Genomic DNA, 22,660 nt, shown 5'->3' with positions numbered 1-22,660 from the left:
CTCTGTTCTTCCCGGCCACTCTGTGAAGTTGCTCACAGCGCCGTGTCGATGGATGCGCATTATAGGGAGCCGCCTCAGAATGGCAAGAGTTTATCTTAAAGTTTTTTCCAACTGCTGATTATTTGAACGCAAAGACTACTTATGACGCGTTTTTATCGCTTTTGGCAGGTCAGCCAGACTATTTAGCACCCAATCAGCTAGCGCCTCTCCTTCTGCGCTAACAGGCTTACCAGTGCGAACTAACACTTTAGTGCCGACATTAGCCGCTAATGCTGCCTGCATATCTTCAATTTTGTCACCAACCATATAAGAAGAAGCCATATCAATGTTCAATTCGCTTTGTGCTTGCAGTAACATGCCAGGCAGCGGTTTACGGCATTCACATGTTTCACTGAACTCCGCTACACTGCCATCGGGGTGATGCGGACAGAAGTAGATGCCGTCCAGGTCAACACCACGGTCAGCCAGAGACCAATCCATCCACTCGGTGAGACTTACAAATTGCTCTTCGGTAAACATACCGCGTGCAATACCTGATTGATTGGTTACCAATACCAAAGCGAAACCCATTTCTTTCAATTCACGACAAGCATCAATAACACCGTCTATAAACTGGAAGTTATCAATTTCGTGGACATAACCGTGATCAACATTAATTGTACCATCACGATCTAAAAATATTGCGGGGACGGGCTGAGTCACTTATCTGCTCCTGAGGGCTGTAAACCCCACTAGTATCGCATGTTTCATTACCGATTGAGAATGGAAGAGAATCGGTGTTGCCAGTTGACTTGGCCGTCTAGACGCCTTAACATCCAATCTATACTTTGGTTCCGCTGAAGTTTACTTTTTATCTAGCCACGGAAACGACGATAAAATAAGAATAATATGATTAAACTTTCTCACATCAGCAAAGTGTTCCAACAGGGTTCGCACACTATTACCGCACTTACAGACGTGAGTCTACACGTCCCTGCTGGACAAATTTATGGCGTTATCGGTGCATCAGGTGCGGGTAAAAGTACACTGATTCGCTGTGCCAATATGTTAGAGCGCCCTACCAGCGGCCAGGTTCTGGTTGATGGGCAAGATCTGACAACCTTATCTGAAGGTGAACTGACGCGCGCGCGTCGTCAAATCGGCATGATTTTTCAGCATTTCAATTTACTGTCATCTCGCACGGTGTATGGCAATATTGCGTTGCCTCTTGAGCTGGATAACACGTCACGCGCAGATATAAAGAAGAGAGTTACCGAACTGTTGGATCTGGTCGGTTTAGCGGATAAGCAAGATGCTTACCCGGCTAACTTGTCGGGCGGTCAGAAGCAGCGTGTTGCTATCGCGCGTGCTTTAGCCAGTAATCCAAAAGTCTTGTTGTGCGATGAAGCCACCAGCGCATTAGACCCGGCAACCACTCGTTCGATTCTGGAGCTACTTAAGGACATTAATCGTCGTCTGGGGCTGACTATTTTGCTTATTACTCATGAAATGGATGTGGTGAAACGCATCTGTGATCAGGTTGCTGTAATAAGTGAAGGCAAATTGATTGAGAAAGACAGTGTCAGTGAAGTGTTCTCGCATCCGAAAACTCCGCTGGCGCAACAATTTATCCAATCAACACTCCATTTGGATATTCCAGAAGATTACGCCCAGCGTATGACGCAGGAACCAACTGCAGATCGCGTTCCACTGCTGAAATTGGAGTTCACCGGTCAGTCCGTTGACGCACCACTCATTTCACAAGCGGTGCGCCGTTTCAATATTGATATCGGGATTCTCAGTTCGCAGATGGATTATGCCGGTGGCGTTAAGTTTGGTGTCATGTTAGCAGAACTGCATGGCGACGATCAGGATGGCCTCGCTGCCATCAAGTTTTTGCAAGATCATCATGTAAAAGTAGAGGTTCTGGGTTATGTCTGAGGCAATGATGTGGTTAATGGGCCGAGGCGTCTGGGAAACTCTAATGATGACTTTTGTGTCTGGTTTCTTTGGCTTTGTGCTAGGGCTACCGGTTGGGGTGCTGCTGTATGTCACCCGCCCAGGGCAAATTATCGCTAACAATAAGATTTACCGCACCCTGTCTGGAGTTGTGAATATTTTCCGTTCCATACCTTTTATTATCTTATTGGTGTGGATGATTCCATTCACTCGAATGATTGTCGGTACATCGATTGGGTTACAGGCGGCGATTGTGCCACTAACGGTCGGTGCAGCCCCCTTTATTGCTCGTATGGTGGAGAATGCCCTACTAGAGATTCCATCTGGTTTGGTTGAGGCTGCCCGTGCGATGGGAGCGACCCCAATGCAAATTATTAAAAAGGTGTTGTTGCCCGAAGCCCTACCCGGCTTGGTGAATGCCGCCACTATTACATTAATTACCCTGGTCGGTTATTCCGCGATGGGTGGTGCAGTCGGTGCCGGTGGCTTAGGCCAGATCGGTTATCAGTATGGTTACATTGGCTATAACGCCACGGTAATGAATACTGTATTAGTATTATTAGTAATTTTGGTTTACCTGATTCAGTTCAGTGGCGATCGGATCGTAAAAGCCGTTACCCACAAATAGTTCTTAACACATCAATTACCCAAAGGAATTGATGTTGCAGGTAGGCGGCAAGCGAACATATCCCGATAAGCTTATTCAAGTAAGTGATTCAGGTAAGTGAAAGTTGCTAACAACCCTGCAGCGCCAAGTACCAAGGGTATAGCGACTGCCTCACACAGCGGCGCATCTTAACGAATGTCTATAGAGGAAGGGATATGTCTTTAAAATTCAAATCTATCGCGGCAGTCAGTGCACTGATTGGTACCTTGGCTCTGGTGGGTTGCGGCCCGGCAGAGAAAGATCCAAACCACATTAAAGTTGGTGTCATTGTGGGTGCCGAGCAACAAGTTGCTGAAGTTGCTCAAAAAGTGGCAAAAGATAAATATGGTCTGGATGTTGAACTGGTTACCTTTAACGACTATGTATTGCCAAACGAAGCATTGAGCAAAGGTGATATTGACCTGAATGCCTTCCAGCACAAGCCTTATCTGGATCAGCAAATTAAAGATCGTGGCTACAAGTTAGTGTCTGTGGGTAACTCATTCGTTTATCCAATTGCTGGTTACTCTAAGAAAATCAAATCATTGGAAGAGTTACAACCAGGTTCTCAGGTTGCACTGCCAAATGACCCGACCAATCTGGGCCGTTCTCTGTTGCTGCTGCAAAAAGTGGGTCTGATTAAACTGAAAGACGGCGTTGGTCTGCTGCCAACCGTGTTGGATGTGGTTGAGAATCCTAAAAACCTGAAACTGGTTGAACTGGAAGCCCCTCAGTTACCACGTTCTTTGGATGACCAACAAATCGCCTTGGCGATTATCAATACCACCTACGCCAGCCAGATTGGCTTAACACCTGCTAAAGATGGCTTGTTCGTGGAAGATAAAGAGTCACCTTACGTCAATCTGATCGTAGCCCGCGAAGACAATAAAGATGCGGAAAACGTGAAGAAATTCGTTCAGGCATATCAGTCTGATGAAGTTTACGATGCAGCAAACAAAGCATTCAACGGTGGTGCAGTAAAAGGCTGGTAAGTGTTAATTGGCTATTTTGCTGAATATGGCGTTAGCTAAAATCAGTGTTTGCTAAATATATTGCAAGACGGGCTATGGCCCGTCTTGTTATTTGCATCATAGATTGCTTCAATAGCGCCTCTTAAATAAAAAAGGCTGAGGAATCTCTATGCGTGCGTTACCTCTGTGTCTGTTAGCACTTTCGCTAACTGGATGCTCCATGCTTCAATCAAAGCCATCCACCACAGAAAGTCCGGTTAAGCAACCACCTCCGGTGACTAAACCCAGCCCAACGGCAGCCCCTCGTCCGGCACCGGTAAAACTTTATAAAAGTGCTGAAGAACTTGTTGGCAAGCCTTTCCGCGACTTAGGCGAAGTATCCGGTGAGTCTTGCCAATCTACCGTTCAGGACTCTCCAGCCAGTATCGCCACCGCCCGTAAGAGAATGCAGACCCGTGCTTCTTATATGAAAGCCAATGCGGTGCTGCTACACGGATGTGAAATACAAAGTGGCGTTCCTGGCTGCTATCAACAAGCGGTGTGCCAAGGTTCTGCACTGAACGTTTCATCAAAATGAGTGTATTTTCCTTCAATCAGATCGGGGTGATTCGCTCACCCTATAAAGAAAAGTTTGCGGTGCCAAGACAGCCCGGTCTAATTGAAGATGGCGGTGGTGAGTTACAGTTAGTGGCTCCCTATAATCAGCCGGAAGCCGTGCGTGGGTTATCTGACTTCAGTCATGTATGGGTGATGTTCGTTTTCCATCAAACCATGGCGGGGGGTTGGCGTCCGACGGTTCGCCCGCCACGTTTAGGCGGTAATACACGGATGGGCGTATTTGCCACTCGCTCCACTTTCCGGCCAAATCCTATCGGCATGTCGTTGATTGAGCTGAAAGGGATACGTTGCCAGGGCGCAGAGGTGATTCTGGAGTTGGGTAGTCTGGATCTGGTTGATGGTACCCCGGTGATTGACATTAAACCCTATCTGCCTTTTGCAGAGAGCCAGCCACTGGCGCGCGCTGGTTTTGCGCAGACAGCCCCAGATGCAGATATGCCGGTGTGTTTCTCCGCCACCGCTGAGCAACAGTTAGTACAGCAGCAGACGCGTTATCCACATTTGCGGCGTTTTATCAGCCAGGTTTTGGCACAAGACCCCCGCCCAGCCTACCGTAAAGACGATAATGAAAGTCGTGAATACGCGGTTCTGTTGCTGGAATTTAATGTGCGTTGGCGGGTTATGGGCCAGCAAACAGAAGTGTTGTCGCTCGACCCACGCTAAATTTCAGCCAGTTCTCTTTTGACAACCCGTACTCGCTGGTAAACTAAACCACTTTTTACTTTTTGGACTGCCTCTACTTGTTGCAGTGCTAATGGAACCAAAACATCATGCGTACTAGCCAATATCTGCTCTCCACTCTAAAGGAGACACCTGCCGATGCTGAAGTGATCAGTCACCAACTGATGCTTCGTGCCGGGATGATCCGTAAACTGGCATCAGGTCTTTATACCTGGTTACCGACCGGAGTTAGGGTGTTGAAGAAAGTCGAAAACATCGTGCGAGAAGAAATGAATAACGCCGGTGCTATTGAGGTTTCAATGCCCGTCGTACAACCGGCTGATTTGTGGCAGGAGAGTGGTCGCTGGGAACAGTATGGTCCTGAGCTATTGCGTTTTGTCGATCGCGGCGAACGCCCTTTTGTGCTCGGTCCAACTCATGAAGAAGTAATTACTGACCTGATTCGCGGTGAGATCAACTCTTACAAACAGTTGCCGCTGAATTTTTTCCAAATCCAGACCAAGTTTCGTGATGAAGTTCGCCCACGTTTCGGCGTGATGCGTGCTCGCGAGTTCCTGATGAAAGATGCTTACTCTTTCCATACCACTCAGGAATCGTTGCAGGAAACTTACGACGCGATGTATGCGGCCTACAGTAAGATTTTCTCTCGTATGGATCTGAATTTCCGTGCAGTTCTGGCAGATACCGGTTCAATTGGTGGCAGTGCATCGCATGAATTCCAAGTGCTGGCCGAGAGTGGCGAAGACGACATTGTGTTCTCAACCGGTTCTGATTATGCCGCTAATATTGAGTTTGCTGAAGCAGTGGCTCCTGGTGAACCACGGGCTAGCGCCACGGAAGAGCTGCGTATCATTGATACCCCGAATGCAAAAACCATCGCTGAATTGGTCGAGCAGTTCAACCTTCCAATAGTGAAAACAGTGAAAACCTTATTGGTGCATGCTCACGAAGAGAGTGGTCACAAGCTGGTTGCGTTGCTGGTTCGCGGTGATCATGAACTCAATGAGATTAAAGCAGAGAAACTGCTACAAGTCGCCAAACCACTGACCTTTGCCAGCGAAGAAGAGATTCGTGCAGTGATTGGCGCAGGTCCAGGGTCATTAGGCCCGGTTAATTTGCAGTTGCCAATCGTGATTGACCGCAGTGTGGCAGCGATGAGTGATTTTGGTGCTGGCGCGAATATCGACGGCAAACACTACTTTGGTATTAATTGGGAGCGTGACTTACCGCTGCCACAAATTGCCGATTTACGTAATGTGGTTGAAGGCGATATCAGCCCTGATGGCAAAGGCACATTACTTATCAAGCGTGGTATTGAAGTCGGTCATATCTTCCAGCTAGGCACTAAATACTCGGAAGCGATGAAAGCCACGGTTCAGGGCGAAGATGGCCGTAACCAAGTGATGACCATGGGTTGTTACGGTATTGGCGTATCCCGTGTAGTAGCAGCGGCCATTGAGCAGAATCATGACGACCGTGGCATTATTTGGCCGGATGCGATTGCACCGTTCCAGGTAGCCATTTTGCCAATGAATATGCACAAATCTTTCCGCGTGAAAGAGTTGGCGGAAGAGCTGTATGCCACTCTGCGTTCCCATGGTATTGACGTGATTCTCGATGACCGCAAAGAACGCCCAGGCGTGATGTTTGCCGATATGGAGCTGATTGGCGTGCCACACAATATCGTGATTGGTGACCGCAATCTCGACAGCGAAGAGGTGGAATATAAAAACCGCCGTATTGGTGAGAAGCAGATGATTAAAACCAGCGAAATCATTGAGTTCCTGCTGGGCCAAATCAAGCGCTAATTGAGCCTAAGTAAACCGCTGAGCCGCTGGATAGTTAACTCACTACCAGCGGCTTTTTATTGCAGCAACGGATAGATTCTATTTACTGCCGCAACTCTTACTGGCATTAAACTTAATGTTATCAGCCGGAATCAGCGTTTTGTCTGATTGCCCTTCTTCCATCGATGGTCGCACATCAAAATGGCCATTAAGGGTTAAAAATACCGGTTCACCGACCTTTTTACGGGCTTTTAAATATCCGGTTTCCAGTGCAATATTATTCTCGACTGGGAAGGTTCGGCCGGTAGCACAATCGGTAAATACGGCAGCATCAGCAAAATACTTATACATACCGCTCAACGGCATCGGCGTTTTGGGTAACGGCTGATCACTCGGGGTAAGCTGATAATTCAATGCTGACTGAATCGCCAATCCTTGTTGGTCGAGCATCACCAGATTTTTACCTACCGGCCGAAAGTAGCGTTTCTCCCCTTGCCCATTAGTAAGTACCAACTTATCAGCAGTACGCGCCCACTGACCGTATTCAGCAAAGGTTTGATCGCTCTCGTTGTTATCGCCAGCATGAGCAGTGCCACGATAAATTTCCTTCAGGATAAAAGTCCCATCGCTATCAAGGAACAGTGAGGTATCCAAACCACTGCAATCCGCGCAGGGTAATACGCCCTGATAGCTTTGCTGCATAGGTTGTAAAGCCTGTTCAACCGGTTGATGTCGATTGTTGCAACCTAATAATGACAGTGCACCTACTGCCAAAAATAGCGTTATTGTTAATTTTTTCACAGTCATTCTCCCATACTGTGTCCGATATATAAGGAATGAAGCCACATTAGTCACAATGTATAAATCACAGGCTAAATAATGGCATCACTCCTGATGTATTTTGCCGCGCAGTGCTTTGGTCGCACCTTTGCGGACTTTGCCCTCGACTCGCCTTATTTTTGAGCCTTTGGTCGGTTTTGTCGCCCGACGAGCCTTTTCTACCACCATTGCCTGATGGATTAATGCCACCAGCCGCGCCAATGCCGCTTCGCGGTTCATATCTTGACTGCGGTATTCTTGCGCTTTGATGATAACGACACCCTCTGCCGTCATCAAATGGCTATTTAGCAATAATAACCTTTCTTTATAGTACTCTGGCAGGCTTGAAGCCTTAATGTCAAAGCGCAAATGAATGGCAGTTGAGGTTTTATTGACGTGCTGTCCCCCCGCGCCCTGCGCCCGGATCGCCGTCAGCTCAATCTCACTGTCAGGTAGACTGACATAATTAGATATAATCAGCACGCTTATTGCCCGTCGCCTTGCCATTCATCAAAACTAATTTCCAGATTATTCTGAGCATCCGACAACCAAATAGTTCCCTCTTGCAACGTAGCCTGTAACGACATATTACGATTCGCAAGTGCCGCCAACTTGGCCATTTGTTCATCACCCAAGAAGCGCACCCGCAAATTACGGTGCCCGGATAACTTATCTCGGGCTTGTGGCCACCACACCTTGGCGGCGCGTTCACTGTAGGCATACAGCACCACTTGCTGTGACTGATTACAGGCTTTACGCAGACGTTTCTCCTCTGGTAACCCCAGCTCAACCCACAATTCAATACCGTTATGGTCATTATGACGCCAAATCTCCGGCTCATCGTCAGCGCTCAGACCTTTAGTAAACTGCAAACGCTCATCAGCATGGCAGATCCATGCGAGTAACCTCAGCATCATACGTTGGTCAGTTTCGGAGGGGTGCTGCGCGATAGTCAGGTTAACATCCTGAAAAAAATTACGATCCATATCCGCAATGTTAACAGCAGCTTTATGGATGGTTGCTTTTAGTGCCATGGGTGACCTCTTAATTATCTGGCAGACAGTGTACTTGATCCAGTCTGCCAGCAGCCAGCCAACCCTGCATAAAGAGAACGATTAGTGGCATCAATGCGAAAAAGAAACCTTGTGCCACACTCTAATATCTCTATCACTCCTGTGCTATAGTCCTTATAAGTTCAGAGTTTATCTTCGTAGGTTGACAGTGTGTCGCTTCCGCTGAGAATCTACTGGGTTAAACTTTTCCAGGAGGATTACTGTGCAGCAATACTGTGAATTAGTACGCCGTTTTTATGCCCAAATTGGAAGTGGCGATCTGGGTTACGTACCAGACGCATTGCGCTGTGTATTGAAAGCATTGGACGAAGTTGCGGCTAACGACGCACTACCGTCCTCCGTTAGAGAACAGGCGGCCTTTGCCGCCGCTAACTTATTGGTGAGCGATTATGTCGATGAGTGAAGAGTATCAACCCATCAATTGTGATGACTACGATAATCTAGAGCTCGCCTGCCAACATCACCTGATACTGACGTTGAAGTTGAGAGGCGGTGAGATCGTAGAAGGTAAAGCCAGCGATCTGCTGCTGAGAAAAAAGGTCGAATACCTAATTATCGAGCAAGAAGGAACAATGCGCGAGTTGCGTCTGGACTATATTGCCAGCTTCAGTCACCCCGAGATAGGGACTGTTGTGGTGAGTGCATCATAGCTTCATCCCATTATATTGATGACGGGCCGCTGAAGAGTGGCCCGTTTTGCATTCAGGGCAGACCAAACCGAATCAAGGTTTTAAACTGGCATAGTAAGCCGCCAAATCAGAGAAATCCTCGTCGGTTAAAGGCACAACATAAGCCTGCATCACTCCAGCTTGCCCACCAGTACGCTCTCCTTTTTTATACGCTTTTAATGATTGTTCTAAATACATGGCATTTTGCCCAGCCAGATTAGGATACATCGGCACCGAAACCTTACCTTGTGCACCATGACAAGCCACACAACTGGCAGACTTAACTCGCCCCGCTTCGATATCATTTTTTGCCAACGCCGAGAAACTACTCAATCCCCATAACATCATTATACTGACGACTAATTTCATCATTGCTCCTCAAAATAGACTGTTCTGCGTGTTGTTATTTTATTATTCCGCGTTGGTCCAATTTAGGTACCAACAAGGTTCGCCTTCTTTTGCCTGGCCTGCCTGAGCCACAAACACTCCAGCCGCAGCAATTAATTGTTCGCCAAAGTAGAGTAGCGGAATACGCTCCCGTTGCCACGGCGGTACCCCCAACTCTTGCCAAATCTTTTTGCTATGGCGCGAATGATGCCGCCCGACAATCTTGATATCACCTTGTAAACCGAAACGGATGCTGATTACCTCGCCGGTTGCCGCAGCCCTGACCGCTTGCCCCCCTTCAGTAATAAAACTCAATACCCCCAGATTGGCAGGTAGAATCAAAGGGCCAGGGGGGATTGCGACATGATTAGGCCCAGCCTCAATGTTGGCCCAAGGTAGATGCCGTATATTTATTTCAGCCAGCGGTGGCAATAGATATAAATATTGCCGGAAGCGGCGAACCTGATGTGCCCCCAAAGTAAGCTGAGGCTCTGCATCTTGCCTTGCCATAGCAACTTCTAACCACAAACGTTGCAGTTGGTTTTGCGATGGCATCACTGCCCCCCATCTAGCCAGCCAACGGCGTAATATCGCCCCCCGTTTGGCTTCTGAGGCCAGTAATAACCCCTCAATAGAAAGCGCGCCATCCAGACTTTGCAGTTGTTGCAGATTATCTGCCAACAACTCATCCAATAATTGTTCCTGCTCAGCGCACAGACTTGCACTGCGCGCCGTCGCTTGAGCAAAATGCGGCCAGCGCTGATGAAGCAGAGGCAACACATTTAATCGCAAGAAGTTACGATCGAAACGATGGTCCTGATTGCTGTCATCTTCAATCCACCGTAGTTGTTGTGCTTGAGCATAGTTCTCAAGCGTTGCGCGGGAAAAGGCCAACAATGGTCGCAACAACTGGCTATGGGCAAACGGCATTCTGCCTGCCATTGAGGACAGCCCCGCCGGACCACTGCCCCGCTTAAGTGCCAGTAAGAAGGTTTCACACTGGTCATCCAGATGTTGAGCCGTAAGTAGCACTTCATTGGCAGCTAAATGTGAGGAAAATGCCTGATAGCGAGCCGTTCTGGCGGCAGCCTCTATTCCATTGTGTCGCGGATCAATCTTCACTCGCACCACTTCAAGTGGAACTTCCCATTGATCACACTGCTGCTGGCAATGTTTTACCCAACTGTCTGCCAATGGGTTTAATCCGTGATGAATATGAATCGCACGAACTTTCAGCTCAGGGAGCAATTGTTGGCGCAGGCTAACCAATAAATGCAGTAATACACTGGAATCCAACCCACCACTGAACCCCACCAGCACATGGCGATGATCACCCAATTGTGCGAACAAAGGATTGAGTAACACATTAGGCATAAAGGTGGCTGAGTTCATGTCATTCCAGCGTTATTTCGTATAGCTCCAGAGGTAAACCATCTGGATCAGTAAAGAAAGTAAAACGTGATTGGGTATAGGGATCAATGCGAACCGCTTCGCAAATCACACCGGTAGCCCCCAGTTCACTGACTGCCTGCTCAATATTATCAACCTGAAAAGCCAGGTGACGTAAACCACAAGCCTCTGGGCGGCTAGGCCGTGTTGACGGGGAGGGAAAAGAAAACAACTCGATAGTATATTGCCCATTTAAGGCTAAATCAGCTTTCCATGAGTCGCGTTCTTCACGATAGACCTCGCTTATCAAGCTGAACCCCAGCACCTCACAGTAGAATTTTTTACTGATCTGATAATCTGAGCCAATGATTGCAATATGATGTATCTGACGTATTGCTAACATGTATTACTCCAGTTTAATCATTTGTCTTCAGCACATTGACCCAATAGCGACCATCATCATCACGTTTAGCTCCGTGAATGTCGGTTTCAAACCCAGGGTAATGCGCGCCAATGGCACACAGCATCAGCAGGAAGTCCAAGACTGCGCGGCTCTCTTCACTGATCATTTCACCTGGCATAACCAACGGTACCCCCGGTGGGTAAGGCAGGATCATGTTGGCCACGACTTTGCCTTTCAAATCACACATTTCGCAGGCCGCTATATTACCGCGAATCTGCTGTTGGAACATGTCATACGGCGTGAGTTTCATCTCTGGCAGTACATCAAAAGACTGACGCATCAAACGGGGCAAGTCGTGTTTACGGATCAATTGGTGGATACCGGCGGCCAACTCCTGAATGCGCATATGGCGGTAAAAATCGGGATCTTCAGCAAACAGATCCGGCAGCATATTTTTAACCCGCAAGTTAAGATCATAAGCGCGTTTAAATTCAGTGAGGCCGCGTAATAAGCTCATCGACTTGGTTTTATCAATGCCAATACTGAACAGGAACAGTAAATTATATGGCCCGGTTTTCTCTACCACAATGCCGCGTTCATCGAGAAATTTAGCGACTAATGCCGCAGGGATCCCTTCGTCTTCAAGTTCCCCCTCACTGCTCATACCCGGCGTCAGGATGGTCACTTTGATCGGATCCAGATACATATGGTCTGCATCCGCATTACTAAAGCCATGCCACTTTTGCCCCGGTTGCAACGGCCAACAGGCTATTTCGTCAATATCTTCTGGCTGCCAGACATCAAAGAACCAGTTGTCACTTTGTGAACGTAAACGGCGAACTTCTTTGCGAAAATGCATCGCACGCTCAATGGAGCGCATAATCATGCGCCTGCCCGGTTTACCACGCATCATTGCTGCGGCAGTTTCCATTGATGCCACAATGCCGTAATTCGGAGAGGTGGTGGTATGCATCATATAAGCTTCGTTAAAAGTGCCTTCATTGTAATCACCTTTAATATGAATCATCGAAGCTTGAGAGAATGCGGCCAACAATTTATGTGTCGATTGCGTTTCATAGAAAACTTTACCCGCAATCCGTTCCCCGCTCATGCCACTTTTCCCTTCATAGATCTCATGGAAATTGGTATAAGGCACCCAGGCGGAATCAAAGTGAATTGAAGGGACGTCCAGTGTCTGCTTAATATAATCAGTATTATAGAGCAGCCCATCATAGGTCGAGTTCGTTATCACCGCATGCACTGGCCAGCTGGCATTCTTGGTTTGTGCAATTTTCTCAGTAATAGATTCGCGCGTAAATTCGTGCTGCGGGATGCCGCCCAAAATACCGTAAGCATTACGGGCCGGGCGCAAATATAGCGGAATGATATTGGTCATCATCAAAAGATGTGTCAGAGACTTATGACAATTACGGTCAATCAATACCGTACTGCCCGAAGGGGACGAATACATGCCAATGATTTTATTTGCCGTTGATGTCCCGTTCGTCACCATATAACTCTGCTCAGCATTGAAAGTACGGGCAATATACTCTTCGGCTTCCAGATGCGGGCCACTGTGGTCTAATAGTGATCCGAGTTCAGTCACTGAAATCGACACATCAGCCTTGAGGGTATTAGCACCAAAGAAATCATAGAATAAGCTGCCTACCGGGCTTTTTTGAAATGCCGTCCCCGCCATATGCCCCGGCGTACAGAAGGTATATTTCCCTTCTTTGACGTAATTAAATAACGCCTTGGTTAGCGGCGGAGTGATGCTATCCATATACTCAGCGGTATATTGTTCAATATGCTGGGCAATATCATCTGCCGCATTTAACGTATATTCAAAGAAATAAAGAGCCATGCGCATTTCATTCAAACTGACATCCAATGAGGAGGTCGTATTGATAAATGCGTAAAGTGGGAGATATTCGTTCAGATCATTAATTTCAGTGCAAAGCTCATTACTGTGCTGGTCCCAATCGAAAATCACACCAATAATCCGCGCATTATGCTCGATCAGTTTAAGCAGATCACCACGATCCTGAGGGTAGATCAACTGAAAACCTTTAGCCAGCAGGGCATCGTTTAACTCACGAATAGGTTCATCTTTGTAGTAAACCCCCATCGGCCCCATGATTGCGATGATATTCATCGGTGAATCCTCATATTGTTCGCCAATTACCTATAACAACATGAAATTAAATTTTTGCCAAAATTATTATGGGGTTAGATATTATGACTCAGAATCTATAAGTAAAAAATCCGGCTCATAATATATGAGCCGGATTTCAATATTTCTCTGCGATGCCCAATAAATCGGGCATGCTTAATCAGCAATAACCGTAATTCATCAGACGCTGATAACGACGATTCAATAATTCTTCGTCATTCAAAACATCCAGATCACTAAGATCAGCCAACAGTTGCGCCTTCAAAGCAGCAGCAATAGTGATGTAATCACGGTGTGCGCCGCCTAAAGGTTCAGGGATAACCGAGTCAATCATCTTTAATTCTTTCAGACGATGAGCCGTAATACCCATGGCCTCTGCGGCTAACGGTGCTTTATCAGCACTTTTCCACAGAATAGATGCACAGCCCTCTGGGGAGATAACGGAATAGGTGCTGTATTGCAGCATATTCACTTTATCGCCAACACCAATGGCTAATGCGCCGCCTGAGCCACCTTCACCAATAACGGTACAAACGATAGGAACACTCAGGCGTGACATCTCACGCAGGTTACGTGCGATGGCTTCAGATTGACCACGCTCTTCTGCGCCAACACCAGGATATGCCCCCGGTGTATCAATGAAAGTAATGATTGGCAGCTTAAAGCGCTCAGCCATCTCCATCAGACGCAGTGCCTTACGATAACCTTCAGGCGCTGGCATACCAAAGTTACGGCGAATTTTTTCTTTGGTTTCACGGCCTTTTTGATGACCAATGATCATCACCGGGCGACCATCCAGACGAGCAATACCACCGACAATAGCTTTGTCGTCGGCATAAGCGCGATCACCCGCCAGTTCTTCGAAATCAGTAAAGATATTAGCGATATAATCCAGGGTATAAGGACGACGAGGGTGGCGTGCCAGTTGGGCAATCTGCCATGCGCCGAGGTCCGAGAAAATTTTCCGCGTCAGCTCAACACTTTTCTCACGCAGACGCTGGACCTCTTCATCCAGATTAATATCTAATTTTTCGTCTTGACGGCTGACTGCAGTCAGCGAGTCAATTTTCGCTTCCAGCTCTGCAATCGGCTGTTCAAAATCAAGAAAATTCAGACTCATAGCATTCCTATTTTAGTCAAATTCCAGTTCCACCTGCTCATTACCTACCAGCGTTCGCAAATCTATCAATAAGCGATCGGTGGGCGTCACGCGCCATGTGGCTCCAAACCGCAGCCGGGCGCGAGCATCTTCCCGTTGGTAATAAAGATGCACTGGGATCGTCCCCGCTCGATGGGGTTCCAACGACTGACGGAGACGGTTCAAAAGCTGGTCATCAATTTGCCTGTCGGTCAGCGATATAGCAAGCCCACGGGCATATTTTTCACGAGCTTCACTGATGTCCATTAACTCACGGGCGGTCATTTTAAGTCCACCACTAAAGTCATCAAAGCTGACCTGTCCAGTGGCTATCAGGATACGGTCTTTTTCCAATAAATGCTGATATTTTTCCAATGCATCGGTGAATAGCATCACCTCCAGACGCCCGGAGCGGTCATCCAAAGTACAAATACCAATGCGATTCCCGCGTTTTGTTACCATAACCCTTGCAGCGATTACCAGCCCTACCGCAGTGGTCATTTTGCCCCGATCCGTCGGATGCATATCTTTCAAACGCAGCCCGCCAGCATAACGTTCGATTTCCTTTAGATATTGAGTAATCGGGTGGCCGGTTAGGTATAACCCCAGCGTTTCCCGCTCACCGTCTAAAACAATTTGTTCCTGCCACCGCGGCACATTAGCATAAGATTGCTCAACCTGCTCAGGTGCATCAGCCAATACGCCAAACATATCGGCCTGACCAATGGCCTCTGCTTTCGCATGTTGGTCTGCGGCTTTTAACGCTTCGCCTAAGGAGCTCATTAATGCGGCACGGTGCGGTCCCAAACGGTCAAAAGCACCGGACATGATTAACTTTTCTAATATCCGCCGATTCAGCTTTTTCGTATCGACGCGGGCACATAAATCAAACAAATCTTTGAAGTGACCGCCCTCTTTACGCGCCTCCAGTATCGCGTCGATCGGCGCCTCACCAACCCCCTTGATAGCACCAATCCCGTAAACAATTTCACCCTCATCATTTACATGGAAGTGATACAGGCCACTGTTAATTTCTGGTGGCAGAATCTTCAGCCCCATACGCCAACATTCATCAACCAGGCCAACGACTTTATCGGTGTTATCCATATCGGCGGTCATTACCGCAGCCATAAATTCAGCCGGATAATGTGCTTTTAACCACAACGTCTGGTAGGACACCAAAGCATAAGCAGCGGAGTGAGATTTGTTAAAACCATAACCGGCAAACTTCTCTACCAAGTCAAAGATTTTTATCGCCAATTCACCGTCAACACCCTGACTTTTGGCCCCATCTTCGAATACCGAACGCTGTTTTGCCATCTCTGCTGGGTTTTTCTTACCCATAGCTCGACGCAACATATCCGCGCCGCCAAGGGAGTAACCAGACAGAACCTGCGCAATCTGCATAACCTGTTCCTGATACAGGATGATGCCATAGGTCGGCTCCAGTACAGGCTTCAGGGATTCATGTTGCCATTCGATATCAGGATAGGACAGTGCTTCACGACCATGTTTACGGTCAATAAAGTTATCTACCATCCCTGATTGCAGCGGACCGGGGCGGAATAATGCCACCAGAGCTATCATATCCTCGAAGCAGTCTGGCTTCAGCCGCTTGATAAGATCCTTCATACCTCGGGATTCAAGCTGGAATACTGCTGTCGTTTCCGAACGTTGCAGCATATCGAAGCTTTGCTTATCTTCCAGCGGAATAGAGGCGATATCTATCGGTTCTAGCCCAGTTTTGGCGCGCTTGGCATTGATCATCTCCAGCGCCCAATTAATGATAGTTAGCGTACGCAAACCGAGGAAGTCGAACTTCACCAGACCGGCATATTCCACATCATTTTTATCGAACTGAGTAACCGGGTTTTTGCCTTCCGCATCACAATATAGCGGTGCAAAATCAGTAATTTTGGTCGGAGCAATAACCACCCCACCGGCGTGTTTCCCAGCGTTACGTGTTACCCCCTCCAGCTTACGCGCCATATCAATCAGCGCCCTAACCTCTTCATCGGCTTCATAAATTTCAGGAAGTTGCGGTTCAGCGGCAAAGGCTTTTTCCAGCGTCATTCCAGGATCTGGTGGCACCAATTTTGAGATGCGATCGACAAAACCATAAGGGTGGCCCAGCACGCGACCCACATCGCGGATAACCGCTTTGGCAGCCATCGTACCGAAGGTAATAATCTGAGAAACCGCATCGCGGCCATACATTTCGGCCACATGTTCAATCACCAGATCACGTTTCTCCATACAGAAGTCAACGTCGAAGTCGGGCATTGATACACGTTCAGGGTTGAGAAAACGTTCGAACAGCAGGTCAAATTCCAGCGGATCCAGATCGGTAATCTTGAGCGCATATGCCACCAGAGAACCTGCACCTGAGCCTCGCCCTGGCCCTACCGGAACACCATTATCTTTAGACCACTGGATAAATTCCATTACTATCAAGAAGTAACCAGGGAATCCCATCTGGTTGATAACTTTTAGCTCAATATCGAGCCGCTCGTCATACTCTGGCCGTTTTTGCGCCCGCACTTGCGAGTCGGGGAAGAGGAATTCCAACCGTTCTTCCAAACCTTGCTTTGATTTTTCTACCAAAAAATCTTCCGTGCTCATCTCACCGGTAGGGAACTGCGGTAGAAAGTATTCCCCAAGGCGGATGGTGACGTTACAACGTTTGGCTATTTCAACACTGTTGAGCAGCGCTTCAGGAATATCCGCGAACAGCTCACACATCTGTTCTTCATCGCGCATAAACTGCTGAGGACTATAATTTTTAGGCCGCTTAGGATCAACCAATGTAAAACCGTCATGAATAGCAACGCGGATCTCATGGGCGTCAAAGTCAGACTCAACGATAAAACGCACATCATTGGTCGCAACAACGGGCAGGCCGCGCTCAGTCGCTAGCGCGACTGCCGCATGAAGATAGTTCTCTTCGTCTGGCCGACCGGTACGGATTAGCTCCAAATAGTAACTGTCAGGGAAATGCTCTTGATAAAACTCAAGACACTGATCAACCTGAGTCTGATTACCGCGCAGCATAAACTTGCCGACATCCCCCATCCGGCCACCGGATAGCAGAATCAGTCCCTCTTTATGCTTTATCAGCCAATCGCGATCAATTATCGGACCAGCTGCGCCATAACCACGTTGATAAGCTTCGGAGATCAATAAGGTAAGGTTTTGATAACCTTCATTATTGCGTGCCAACACAGTAAGGTGAGCCAACTCATCACCCAAGATTTCACTTTGCACGTAGAAATCTGCGCCAATGATGGGTTTAATCCCAGCACCGTGGGCGCTACCGTAGAATTTCACCAAACCACAAAGGTTAGTGAAGTCAGTAATGGCCAGAGCGGGCATACCTAATGCAGCAGCTCTCTTCACCAAGGGTCCAATCTTGGCTAATCCATCGATCATGGAGTAATCGCTGTGAACACGCAGGTGGACAAAACGAGGTTCGGCCATATCCAGATACCAGAAATTAGTGGATTGAATCACACCCGCAGAACAGAGTGTCTGAGGGCATCATAACTATGAGTGTCTTTCAGCGACAATACCGGCTTATATCAGCCCTAGCACGCGCTTAACCGGGCCAAAGCTGCGCCGATGGTGCTCAGTTGCGCCTAGTGCTGCCAGCCGCTCCAGGTGGAATGCTGTCGGGTAGCCTTTGTGCTGCGCAAAACCATACTCGGGGAAAATGAGATCCAGTTCAGTCATTTCACGATCACGGGTCACTTTAGCCAGAATAGAGGCGGCACTGATCTCTGCAACTCGGCTGTCCCCTTTTACAACGGCTAATGACGGCATCGCCAGTTTTGGACAGCGATTACCATCAATCAACACATAATCGGGTGTGATATGTAATCCTGCTACCGCTCTTTGCATTGCCAGCATTGTTGCATGCAATATATTTAGGTGATCAATCTCTTCTGGCTCAGCGCGACCAAGGCTCCAGGACAGGGCCTTATCCGTAATTTCGTCATAAAGTGACAGACGCCGCTTCTCACTCAGTTTTTTCGAGTCTGCCAAACCGACAATTGGCCGTGTCGGATCGAGAATAACCGCCGCAGTGACAACAGCCCCCACTAATGGGCCACGGCCAACTTCATCCACACCGGCAATCAAATTCGCCTGCGGGTATATAAAAATATCTGTCATCGACCTGCTAACTCCAATACCGCCTGTGCTGCCTGTTCATCCGCGCCACAACGGATGCTCTGATGCAAAATCAGGAAACGTTCTTTTAACGCCTCAACTGCATCACCACCTTGTAATAGCGGTAACAATGCATCGGCTAATGTTTGTGGTTGGCACTCTTGCTGCAACAATTCTGTCACCAGCTCTTCGCCTGCCAACAAATTCGGTAATGAGACATAAGGTGTTTTAACTAATCGTTCTGCTAACCAGAAAGTGAAGGGTTTCATACGATAACCTACCACCATGGGGCATTTAGCCAACATGCATTCCAACGCCGCAGTACCCGAGGCAAGCAAGGTAGCATCACTGGCAATCATCGCCACCCGGGCATTGCCATCTAATAAATGGACGGATAAGTCAGGGGCAATTTCAGCTTTAATTCGTTCGAACTGCTCACGACGCTTGCTGTTAACCAATGGAACCAGCACTTCCAGCTCAGGCAGTTGTTGCCTCAAGATGGCAGCAGTACGCAGAAAATCGGCACTGAGCATTTCCACTTCTGAATGGCGACTACCCGGCAACAGGGCCAGACATGGCGCATGTAGCGCAATCCCCAATTCTGTTCTTGCCGCTTGCTTATCAGGGATTAAAGGCATGGCATCAGCCATGGTATGACCAATAAAGCGACATGGAACATTGAAACGATCGTAAAACGCTTTTTCAAAAGGAAGAAAAGCCAACACCATATCGGTCGCTTTACCAATTTTGAAAACGCGTTTTTGTCGCCAGGCCCAAACAGAGGGGCTGACATAATGAATGGTTCGGATGCCACGCTGTTTCAAACGCCCTTCGAGGGTGATATTGAAATCAGGCGCATCGATACCCACGAAAACATCTGGGGAGAGTTCACTAAAGCGTTGGGTCAGATCTTTGCGGATCTTGAGTAACCGTGGCAAGCGTTCTAATACTTCAACAACGCCCATCACTGCCAACTCTTCCATCTCATACCAGGCTTCACATCCCTCAGCTTGCATCAACGGCCCAGCAACACCAACAAAGCGGGCATCGGGAACCTGAGCTTTCAGCGCACGAATCAACCCAGCGCCTAAGATGTCGCCAGAAGTTTCTCCGGCGACTAAACCGATAGTTAAAGGACGCCCGGTATTCGACGGACAATCAACAGCTAATGGGCTATTTTGCATAAGTTAGCGAATAATGCCGCGAGTAGAGCGCGCAAAGAAATCACTGAATGCCTTAACCGCCGGAACCTGCTCCGCCAATTCGGCAATTTCTGGTTTCACTTCATCCAGCGTCCGACCACTGCGGTACAACAACTTGTAAGCATTACGGATCGCATGAAGTGATTCTTTGTCAAAACCGCGACGTTTTAACCCTTCAATATTGATACCAAATGGTGTTGCATGGTTGCCCTGAGCAATGACATAAGGAGGCACATCCTGAGCAACGCCTGAACAACCGCCCACCATCACATGCGCACCAATCACGCAGAATTGATGGATAGCCGTCATTCCGCCAATGATGGCAAAATCGTCAATTTCCACATGACCACCCAAAGTTGCATTGTTCGCAAGAATGCAACGATCACCAATGATACAGTCATGGGCGATATGGGCATTAATCATCAGCAAATTGTCGCTGCCTACTTTAGTTAATCCACCACCTTGGACCGTACCACGGTGGATAGATACGCTTTCACGGATACGGTTACGCGAACCGATCTCAACGCGAGTAGGCTCGCCTGCATATTTCAGATCCTGATTCGCCTCACCAATGGAGGCAAATTGGTAAATCTGATTGTCACAGCCAATCTTGGTTACACCATTAACGACGACATGGGATTTCAGTTCCGTGCCAGCGCCAATTTCCACCTGAGATCCGACAAAGCAGAAGGGGCCAATACGAACGCCGGCACCAATAATGGCACCTTCTTCGACGATAGAACTTGGATGGATAATGGCGGTTTTGTCAATCACGTATCAGGACTCCTTAACTGCGGGTTCGACAACAACAGACTTTGCAACAACAGCTTCTGCTGGTGGGGTTACTGGTCTGCTACGAGCACACATCATCGTGGCAGTACAGACGATTTCACCATCGACTTTCGCAACACCAGTAAAACGGGTCAGACCACGGCGTTCTTTAACGAACTGAACTTCCATGATCATTTGATCACCAGGCACTACCGGACGTTTGAAGCGAGCTTCATCAATGCCAGCAAAATAATAAAGTTCACCCGGCTCAAGTTTACCGCGGCTTTTAAATGCCAAGATACCGGTCGCCTGCGCCATCGCCTCTAAAATCAGCACGCCTGGGAAGATAGGTTTACCCGGGAAATGGCCTTGGAAAAATGGCTCGTTGAAAGAGACGTTCTTCACTGCACGCAGAAATTTTCCTTCTTCGAAATCAAGGACACGATCTACCAGCAAGAACGGAAAACGGTGCGGGAGTAGATCCAAAATCTCTTCAATATGCAGAGTATGAGTGTCAGTAGTCAAAATACTCTTCCTGTCTAAAAAACTAATGCTATCAACAACACGGCCTGCACTGCCCCAAAAGGGAGGCATTAGGCAGGCCGCAAATTAGGAACTCTGTATACCCTTCGAACTTGACGCAACAACGGCGTAACTGCACGTATTTACCTGAATCACTTGACCACATAAGTTCATCAAGATTGATTTATTTTGTCAGGCTGCGACACCAATTTCTTTAAGTATCTACTTTTGGCATCACTTGCCAATAAGCTTAATTATTGACTCAGAGTATCAGTCTTGAGTGACTACTCTTTATCGATTTTACGCTCAATAGCTTTTAAGCGTTTATTAATTCCATCGATATTCATCACTAAAGCAGCGGTCTTGCGCCAAACTTTATTTGGTTGTAACGGAATGCCGGAGGAGTATAACCCAGGTTCAGTGATTGGGCGCATCACCATTCCCATTCCGGTGATGGTGACTTTGTCACAAATCTCCATATGACCATTGATCACACTCGCGCCGCCTATCATACAATAGCGGCCAACTTTCAGACTGCCTGCCATGATAACACCACCCGCAACTGCGGTATTGTCGCCAATCACAACGTTATGTGCAATCTGACATTGGTTATCAATGATGACGCCATTACCAATAATGGTATTATCTAGTGCACCACGGTCAATCGTGGTACAAGCGCCAATCTCAACACGGTCACCAATATGCACTGAACCGAGCTGTGGAATTTTTATCCAATTACCACGATCATTTGCATAACCAAAACCATCTGCACCAATGACCGTACCGGATTGAATCAAGCAGTTCTGCCCAATAACAACTTCATGATAAACGGAAACATTGGCCCACAAACGGCTACCAGCACCAATGTGAGTATTCTTGCCAATAAAGCAGCCAGCACCGATAACCACATTATCGCCTAGCACAACACCGGACTCTATCACTGCATTTGCACCGATAGAAACCTTCTCTCCCAACGTTACCAGTGGAGCGATAACTGCACTCGGTGCAATATCCTGGGCCGGTTGAGGTGTGGTATCCATTATCTGAGCCATACGTGCATAGGTTAAATACGGATTTTTAACCACTAGAGCTGCAGATTTACAGAAAGGTAAGTCAGCCTCAGTCAATACCACCGCACCTGCATTACAAGTAGCGAGTTGTTCTTGATAGCGGCTATTTGACAAAAACGTGATTTGCGAAGGCTCGGCGGAATGCATAGAAGCGATGCCGGTGATGACGAGATCGCCATCACCGTACACCTGTGCATCCAACTGCTGAGCTAAATCAGCCAGTCGAATTGAAGGCAT

General features: G+C 47.8%; 23 protein-coding genes. 8 read left to right on the top strand and 15 right to left on the bottom strand.

The genetic code is table 11. The annotated features are described in order from the left end of the window. Positions 1-135: 135 nt before the first annotated feature. Positions 136-702, bottom strand: coding sequence for a D-glycero-beta-D-manno-heptose 1,7-bisphosphate 7-phosphatase (gene gmhB, locus V1953_RS04440; protein ID WP_083162970.1), 567 nt, complete (start codon positions 700-702; stop codon positions 136-138). Between the two features lie 186 nt (positions 703-888). Here gmhB and metN point away from each other — a divergent pair, with 186 nt between their 5' ends. The 6 genes from metN (at position 889) to proS (ending at position 6,662) form a co-directional block, all read left to right on the top strand. Then, positions 889-1,920 carry a methionine ABC transporter ATP-binding protein MetN gene (metN, locus tag V1953_RS04435; RefSeq protein ID WP_083162968.1) on the top strand — a complete coding sequence of 344 codons (1,032 nt, stop codon included), beginning with the start codon at positions 889-891 and terminating at the stop codon, positions 1,918-1,920. Next, positions 1,913-2,566, top strand: a complete 654-nt coding sequence (locus V1953_RS04430; RefSeq protein WP_050078607.1) for a methionine ABC transporter permease MetI — start codon at positions 1,913-1,915, stop codon at positions 2,564-2,566. The genes metN and V1953_RS04430 overlap by 8 nt, the downstream gene beginning before the upstream one ends. A gap of 194 nt (positions 2,567-2,760) precedes the next feature. Then, the gene (locus V1953_RS04425) at positions 2,761-3,576 is read left to right on the top strand and encodes a MetQ/NlpA family lipoprotein (protein ID WP_042569242.1); all 816 of its coding nucleotides are present in this window, start codon (positions 2,761-2,763) and stop codon (positions 3,574-3,576) included. A gap of 148 nt (positions 3,577-3,724) precedes the next feature. After that, complete coding sequence (gene rcsF / locus V1953_RS04420) at positions 3,725-4,132, top strand: Rcs stress response system protein RcsF (protein WP_083162966.1); 408 nt, start codon at positions 3,725-3,727, stop codon at positions 4,130-4,132. Then, entirely contained in the window at positions 4,129-4,836 is a 708-nt protein-coding gene (tsaA, locus tag V1953_RS04415; RefSeq protein WP_372559753.1) for a tRNA (N6-threonylcarbamoyladenosine(37)-N6)-methyltransferase TrmO, read from the top strand. The genes rcsF and tsaA overlap by 4 nt, the downstream gene beginning before the upstream one ends. 107 nt (positions 4,837-4,943) lie before the next feature. Further along, positions 4,944-6,662, top strand: coding sequence for a proline--tRNA ligase (gene proS, locus V1953_RS04410; protein ID WP_083162962.1), 1,719 nt, complete (start codon positions 4,944-4,946; stop codon positions 6,660-6,662). Positions 6,663-6,740: 78 nt separating this feature from the next. On the opposite strand, the gene nlpE is transcribed toward proS, so the two are convergent. The 3 genes from nlpE to V1953_RS04395 all read right to left on the bottom strand — a co-directional run bounded on the left by nlpE (position 6,741) and on the right by V1953_RS04395 (position 8,494). Next, positions 6,741-7,442 (bottom strand): envelope stress response activation lipoprotein NlpE, encoded by a 702-nt coding sequence (nlpE, locus tag V1953_RS04405; protein ID WP_193784790.1) that lies wholly within the window; start codon positions 7,440-7,442, stop codon positions 6,741-6,743. A gap of 84 nt (positions 7,443-7,526) precedes the next feature. Beyond that, complete coding sequence (arfB, locus tag V1953_RS04400) at positions 7,527-7,943, bottom strand: alternative ribosome rescue aminoacyl-tRNA hydrolase ArfB (RefSeq protein ID WP_083162958.1); 417 nt, start codon at positions 7,941-7,943, stop codon at positions 7,527-7,529. Between the two features lie 2 nt (positions 7,944-7,945). Next, complete coding sequence (locus tag V1953_RS04395; RefSeq protein ID WP_083162956.1) at positions 7,946-8,494, bottom strand: YaeQ family protein; 549 nt, start codon at positions 8,492-8,494, stop codon at positions 7,946-7,948. Between the two features lie 241 nt (positions 8,495-8,735). Between V1953_RS04395 and V1953_RS04390 the strand changes: the two genes are divergently transcribed. Together V1953_RS04390 and rof are read left to right on the top strand one after the other, a co-directional pair. Beyond that, positions 8,736-8,936: a YaeP family protein gene (locus tag V1953_RS04390; protein WP_005185672.1), complete on the top strand. Its 201-nt coding sequence runs from the start codon at positions 8,736-8,738 to the stop codon at positions 8,934-8,936. Continuing rightward, positions 8,923-9,183, top strand: coding sequence for a Rho-binding antiterminator (gene rof, locus V1953_RS04385; protein WP_083162954.1), 261 nt, complete (start codon positions 8,923-8,925; stop codon positions 9,181-9,183). Before V1953_RS04390 ends, rof begins: the two co-directional genes overlap by 14 nt. 72 nt (positions 9,184-9,255) lie before the next feature. Here rof and V1953_RS04380 read toward each other — a convergent pair whose 3' ends face one another. From V1953_RS04380 to lpxD, 11 genes are all read right to left on the bottom strand, one after another. Beyond that, entirely contained in the window at positions 9,256-9,573 is a 318-nt protein-coding gene (locus V1953_RS04380) for a c-type cytochrome (RefSeq protein ID WP_083162952.1), read from the bottom strand. A gap of 39 nt (positions 9,574-9,612) precedes the next feature. Beyond that, positions 9,613-10,980: a tRNA lysidine(34) synthetase TilS gene (tilS, locus tag V1953_RS04375; RefSeq protein ID WP_442820579.1), complete on the bottom strand. Its 1,368-nt coding sequence runs from the start codon at positions 10,978-10,980 to the stop codon at positions 9,613-9,615. A 1-nt stretch (position 10,981) separates the two neighbouring features. Further along, positions 10,982-11,380, bottom strand: coding sequence for a VOC family protein (locus V1953_RS04370; RefSeq protein ID WP_442850695.1), 399 nt, complete (start codon positions 11,378-11,380; stop codon positions 10,982-10,984). 13 nt (positions 11,381-11,393) lie between these two features. Continuing rightward, positions 11,394-13,535: a lysine decarboxylase LdcC gene (locus V1953_RS04365; protein ID WP_442850694.1), complete on the bottom strand. Its 2,142-nt coding sequence runs from the start codon at positions 13,533-13,535 to the stop codon at positions 11,394-11,396. Positions 13,536-13,713: 178 nt separating this feature from the next. Continuing rightward, positions 13,714-14,673: an acetyl-CoA carboxylase carboxyl transferase subunit alpha gene (accA, locus tag V1953_RS04360; protein WP_083162942.1), complete on the bottom strand. Its 960-nt coding sequence runs from the start codon at positions 14,671-14,673 to the stop codon at positions 13,714-13,716. Positions 14,674-14,685: 12 nt separating this feature from the next. Next, the gene (gene dnaE / locus V1953_RS04355; RefSeq protein ID WP_083162940.1) at positions 14,686-18,168 is read right to left on the bottom strand and encodes a DNA polymerase III subunit alpha; all 3,483 of its coding nucleotides are present in this window, start codon (positions 18,166-18,168) and stop codon (positions 14,686-14,688) included. Positions 18,169-18,264: 96 nt separating this feature from the next. After that, on the bottom strand, positions 18,265-18,861 hold the full coding sequence (rnhB, locus tag V1953_RS04350; protein ID WP_372559763.1) for a ribonuclease HII: 597 nt from the start codon (positions 18,859-18,861) through the stop codon (positions 18,265-18,267). Beyond that, positions 18,858-20,042 carry a lipid-A-disaccharide synthase gene (gene lpxB, locus V1953_RS04345; protein WP_083162937.1) on the bottom strand — a complete coding sequence of 395 codons (1,185 nt, stop codon included), beginning with the start codon at positions 20,040-20,042 and terminating at the stop codon, positions 18,858-18,860. Before lpxB ends, rnhB begins: the two co-directional genes overlap by 4 nt. 3 nt (positions 20,043-20,045) lie before the next feature. Beyond that, on the bottom strand, positions 20,046-20,834 hold the full coding sequence (gene lpxA / locus V1953_RS04340) for an acyl-ACP--UDP-N-acetylglucosamine O-acyltransferase (protein ID WP_083162935.1): 789 nt from the start codon (positions 20,832-20,834) through the stop codon (positions 20,046-20,048). A 3-nt stretch (positions 20,835-20,837) separates the two neighbouring features. After that, positions 20,838-21,356 (bottom strand): 3-hydroxyacyl-ACP dehydratase FabZ, encoded by a 519-nt coding sequence (fabZ, locus tag V1953_RS04335; protein WP_083164110.1) that lies wholly within the window; start codon positions 21,354-21,356, stop codon positions 20,838-20,840. Between the two features lie 281 nt (positions 21,357-21,637). Then, entirely contained in the window at positions 21,638-22,660 is a 1,023-nt protein-coding gene (gene lpxD, locus V1953_RS04330; protein WP_083162933.1) for a UDP-3-O-(3-hydroxymyristoyl)glucosamine N-acyltransferase, read from the bottom strand.

Source organism: Yersinia sp. 2541 StPb PI (genome assembly GCF_052217145.1).
GTDB lineage: Bacteria > Pseudomonadota > Gammaproteobacteria > Enterobacterales > Enterobacteriaceae > Yersinia > Yersinia enterocolitica_E.
Note: the sequence above shows the minus strand (reverse complement) of the source record. Positions and strands in the feature narration are given on the sequence as shown.

What these genes read in the sequence shown, in the direction of transcription:
- metN (WP_083162968.1), top strand. Translation starts at nt 889, where the DNA reads ATGATTAAACTTTCTCACATCAGCAAAGTGTTCCAACAGGGTTCGCAC.
- V1953_RS04430 (WP_050078607.1), top strand. Translation starts at nt 1,913, where the DNA reads ATGTCTGAGGCAATGATGTGGTTAATGGGCCGAGGCGTCTGGGAAACT.
- V1953_RS04425 (WP_042569242.1), top strand. Translation starts at nt 2,761, where the DNA reads ATGTCTTTAAAATTCAAATCTATCGCGGCAGTCAGTGCACTGATTGGT.
- rcsF (WP_083162966.1), top strand. Translation starts at nt 3,725, where the DNA reads ATGCGTGCGTTACCTCTGTGTCTGTTAGCACTTTCGCTAACTGGATGC.
- tsaA (WP_372559753.1), top strand. Translation starts at nt 4,129, where the DNA reads ATGAGTGTATTTTCCTTCAATCAGATCGGGGTGATTCGCTCACCCTAT.
- proS (WP_083162962.1), top strand. Translation starts at nt 4,944, where the DNA reads ATGCGTACTAGCCAATATCTGCTCTCCACTCTAAAGGAGACACCTGCC.
- V1953_RS04395 (WP_083162956.1), bottom strand. Translation starts at nt 8,494, where the DNA reads ATGGCACTAAAAGCAACCATCCATAAAGCTGCTGTTAACATTGCGGAT.
- rof (WP_083162954.1), top strand. Translation starts at nt 8,923, where the DNA reads ATGTCGATGAGTGAAGAGTATCAACCCATCAATTGTGATGACTACGAT.
- V1953_RS04380 (WP_083162952.1), bottom strand. Translation starts at nt 9,573, where the DNA reads ATGATGAAATTAGTCGTCAGTATAATGATGTTATGGGGATTGAGTAGT.
- tilS (WP_442820579.1), bottom strand. Translation starts at nt 10,980, where the DNA reads ATGAACTCAGCCACCTTTATGCCTAATGTGTTACTCAATCCTTTGTTC.
- V1953_RS04370 (WP_442850695.1), bottom strand. Translation starts at nt 11,380, where the DNA reads ATGTTAGCAATACGTCAGATACATCATATTGCAATCATTGGCTCAGAT.
- V1953_RS04365 (WP_442850694.1), bottom strand. Translation starts at nt 13,535, where the DNA reads ATGAATATCATCGCAATCATGGGGCCGATGGGGGTTTACTACAAAGAT.
- accA (WP_083162942.1), bottom strand. Translation starts at nt 14,673, where the DNA reads ATGAGTCTGAATTTTCTTGATTTTGAACAGCCGATTGCAGAGCTGGAA.
- dnaE (WP_083162940.1), bottom strand. Translation starts at nt 18,168, where the DNA reads ATGGCCGAACCTCGTTTTGTCCACCTGCGTGTTCACAGCGATTACTCC.
- rnhB (WP_372559763.1), bottom strand. Translation starts at nt 18,861, where the DNA reads ATGACAGATATTTTTATATACCCGCAGGCGAATTTGATTGCCGGTGTG.
- lpxB (WP_083162937.1), bottom strand. Translation starts at nt 20,042, where the DNA reads ATGCAAAATAGCCCATTAGCTGTTGATTGTCCGTCGAATACCGGGCGT.
- lpxD (WP_083162933.1), bottom strand. Translation starts at nt 22,660, where the DNA reads ATGCCTTCAATTCGACTGGCTGATTTAGCTCAGCAGTTGGATGCACAG.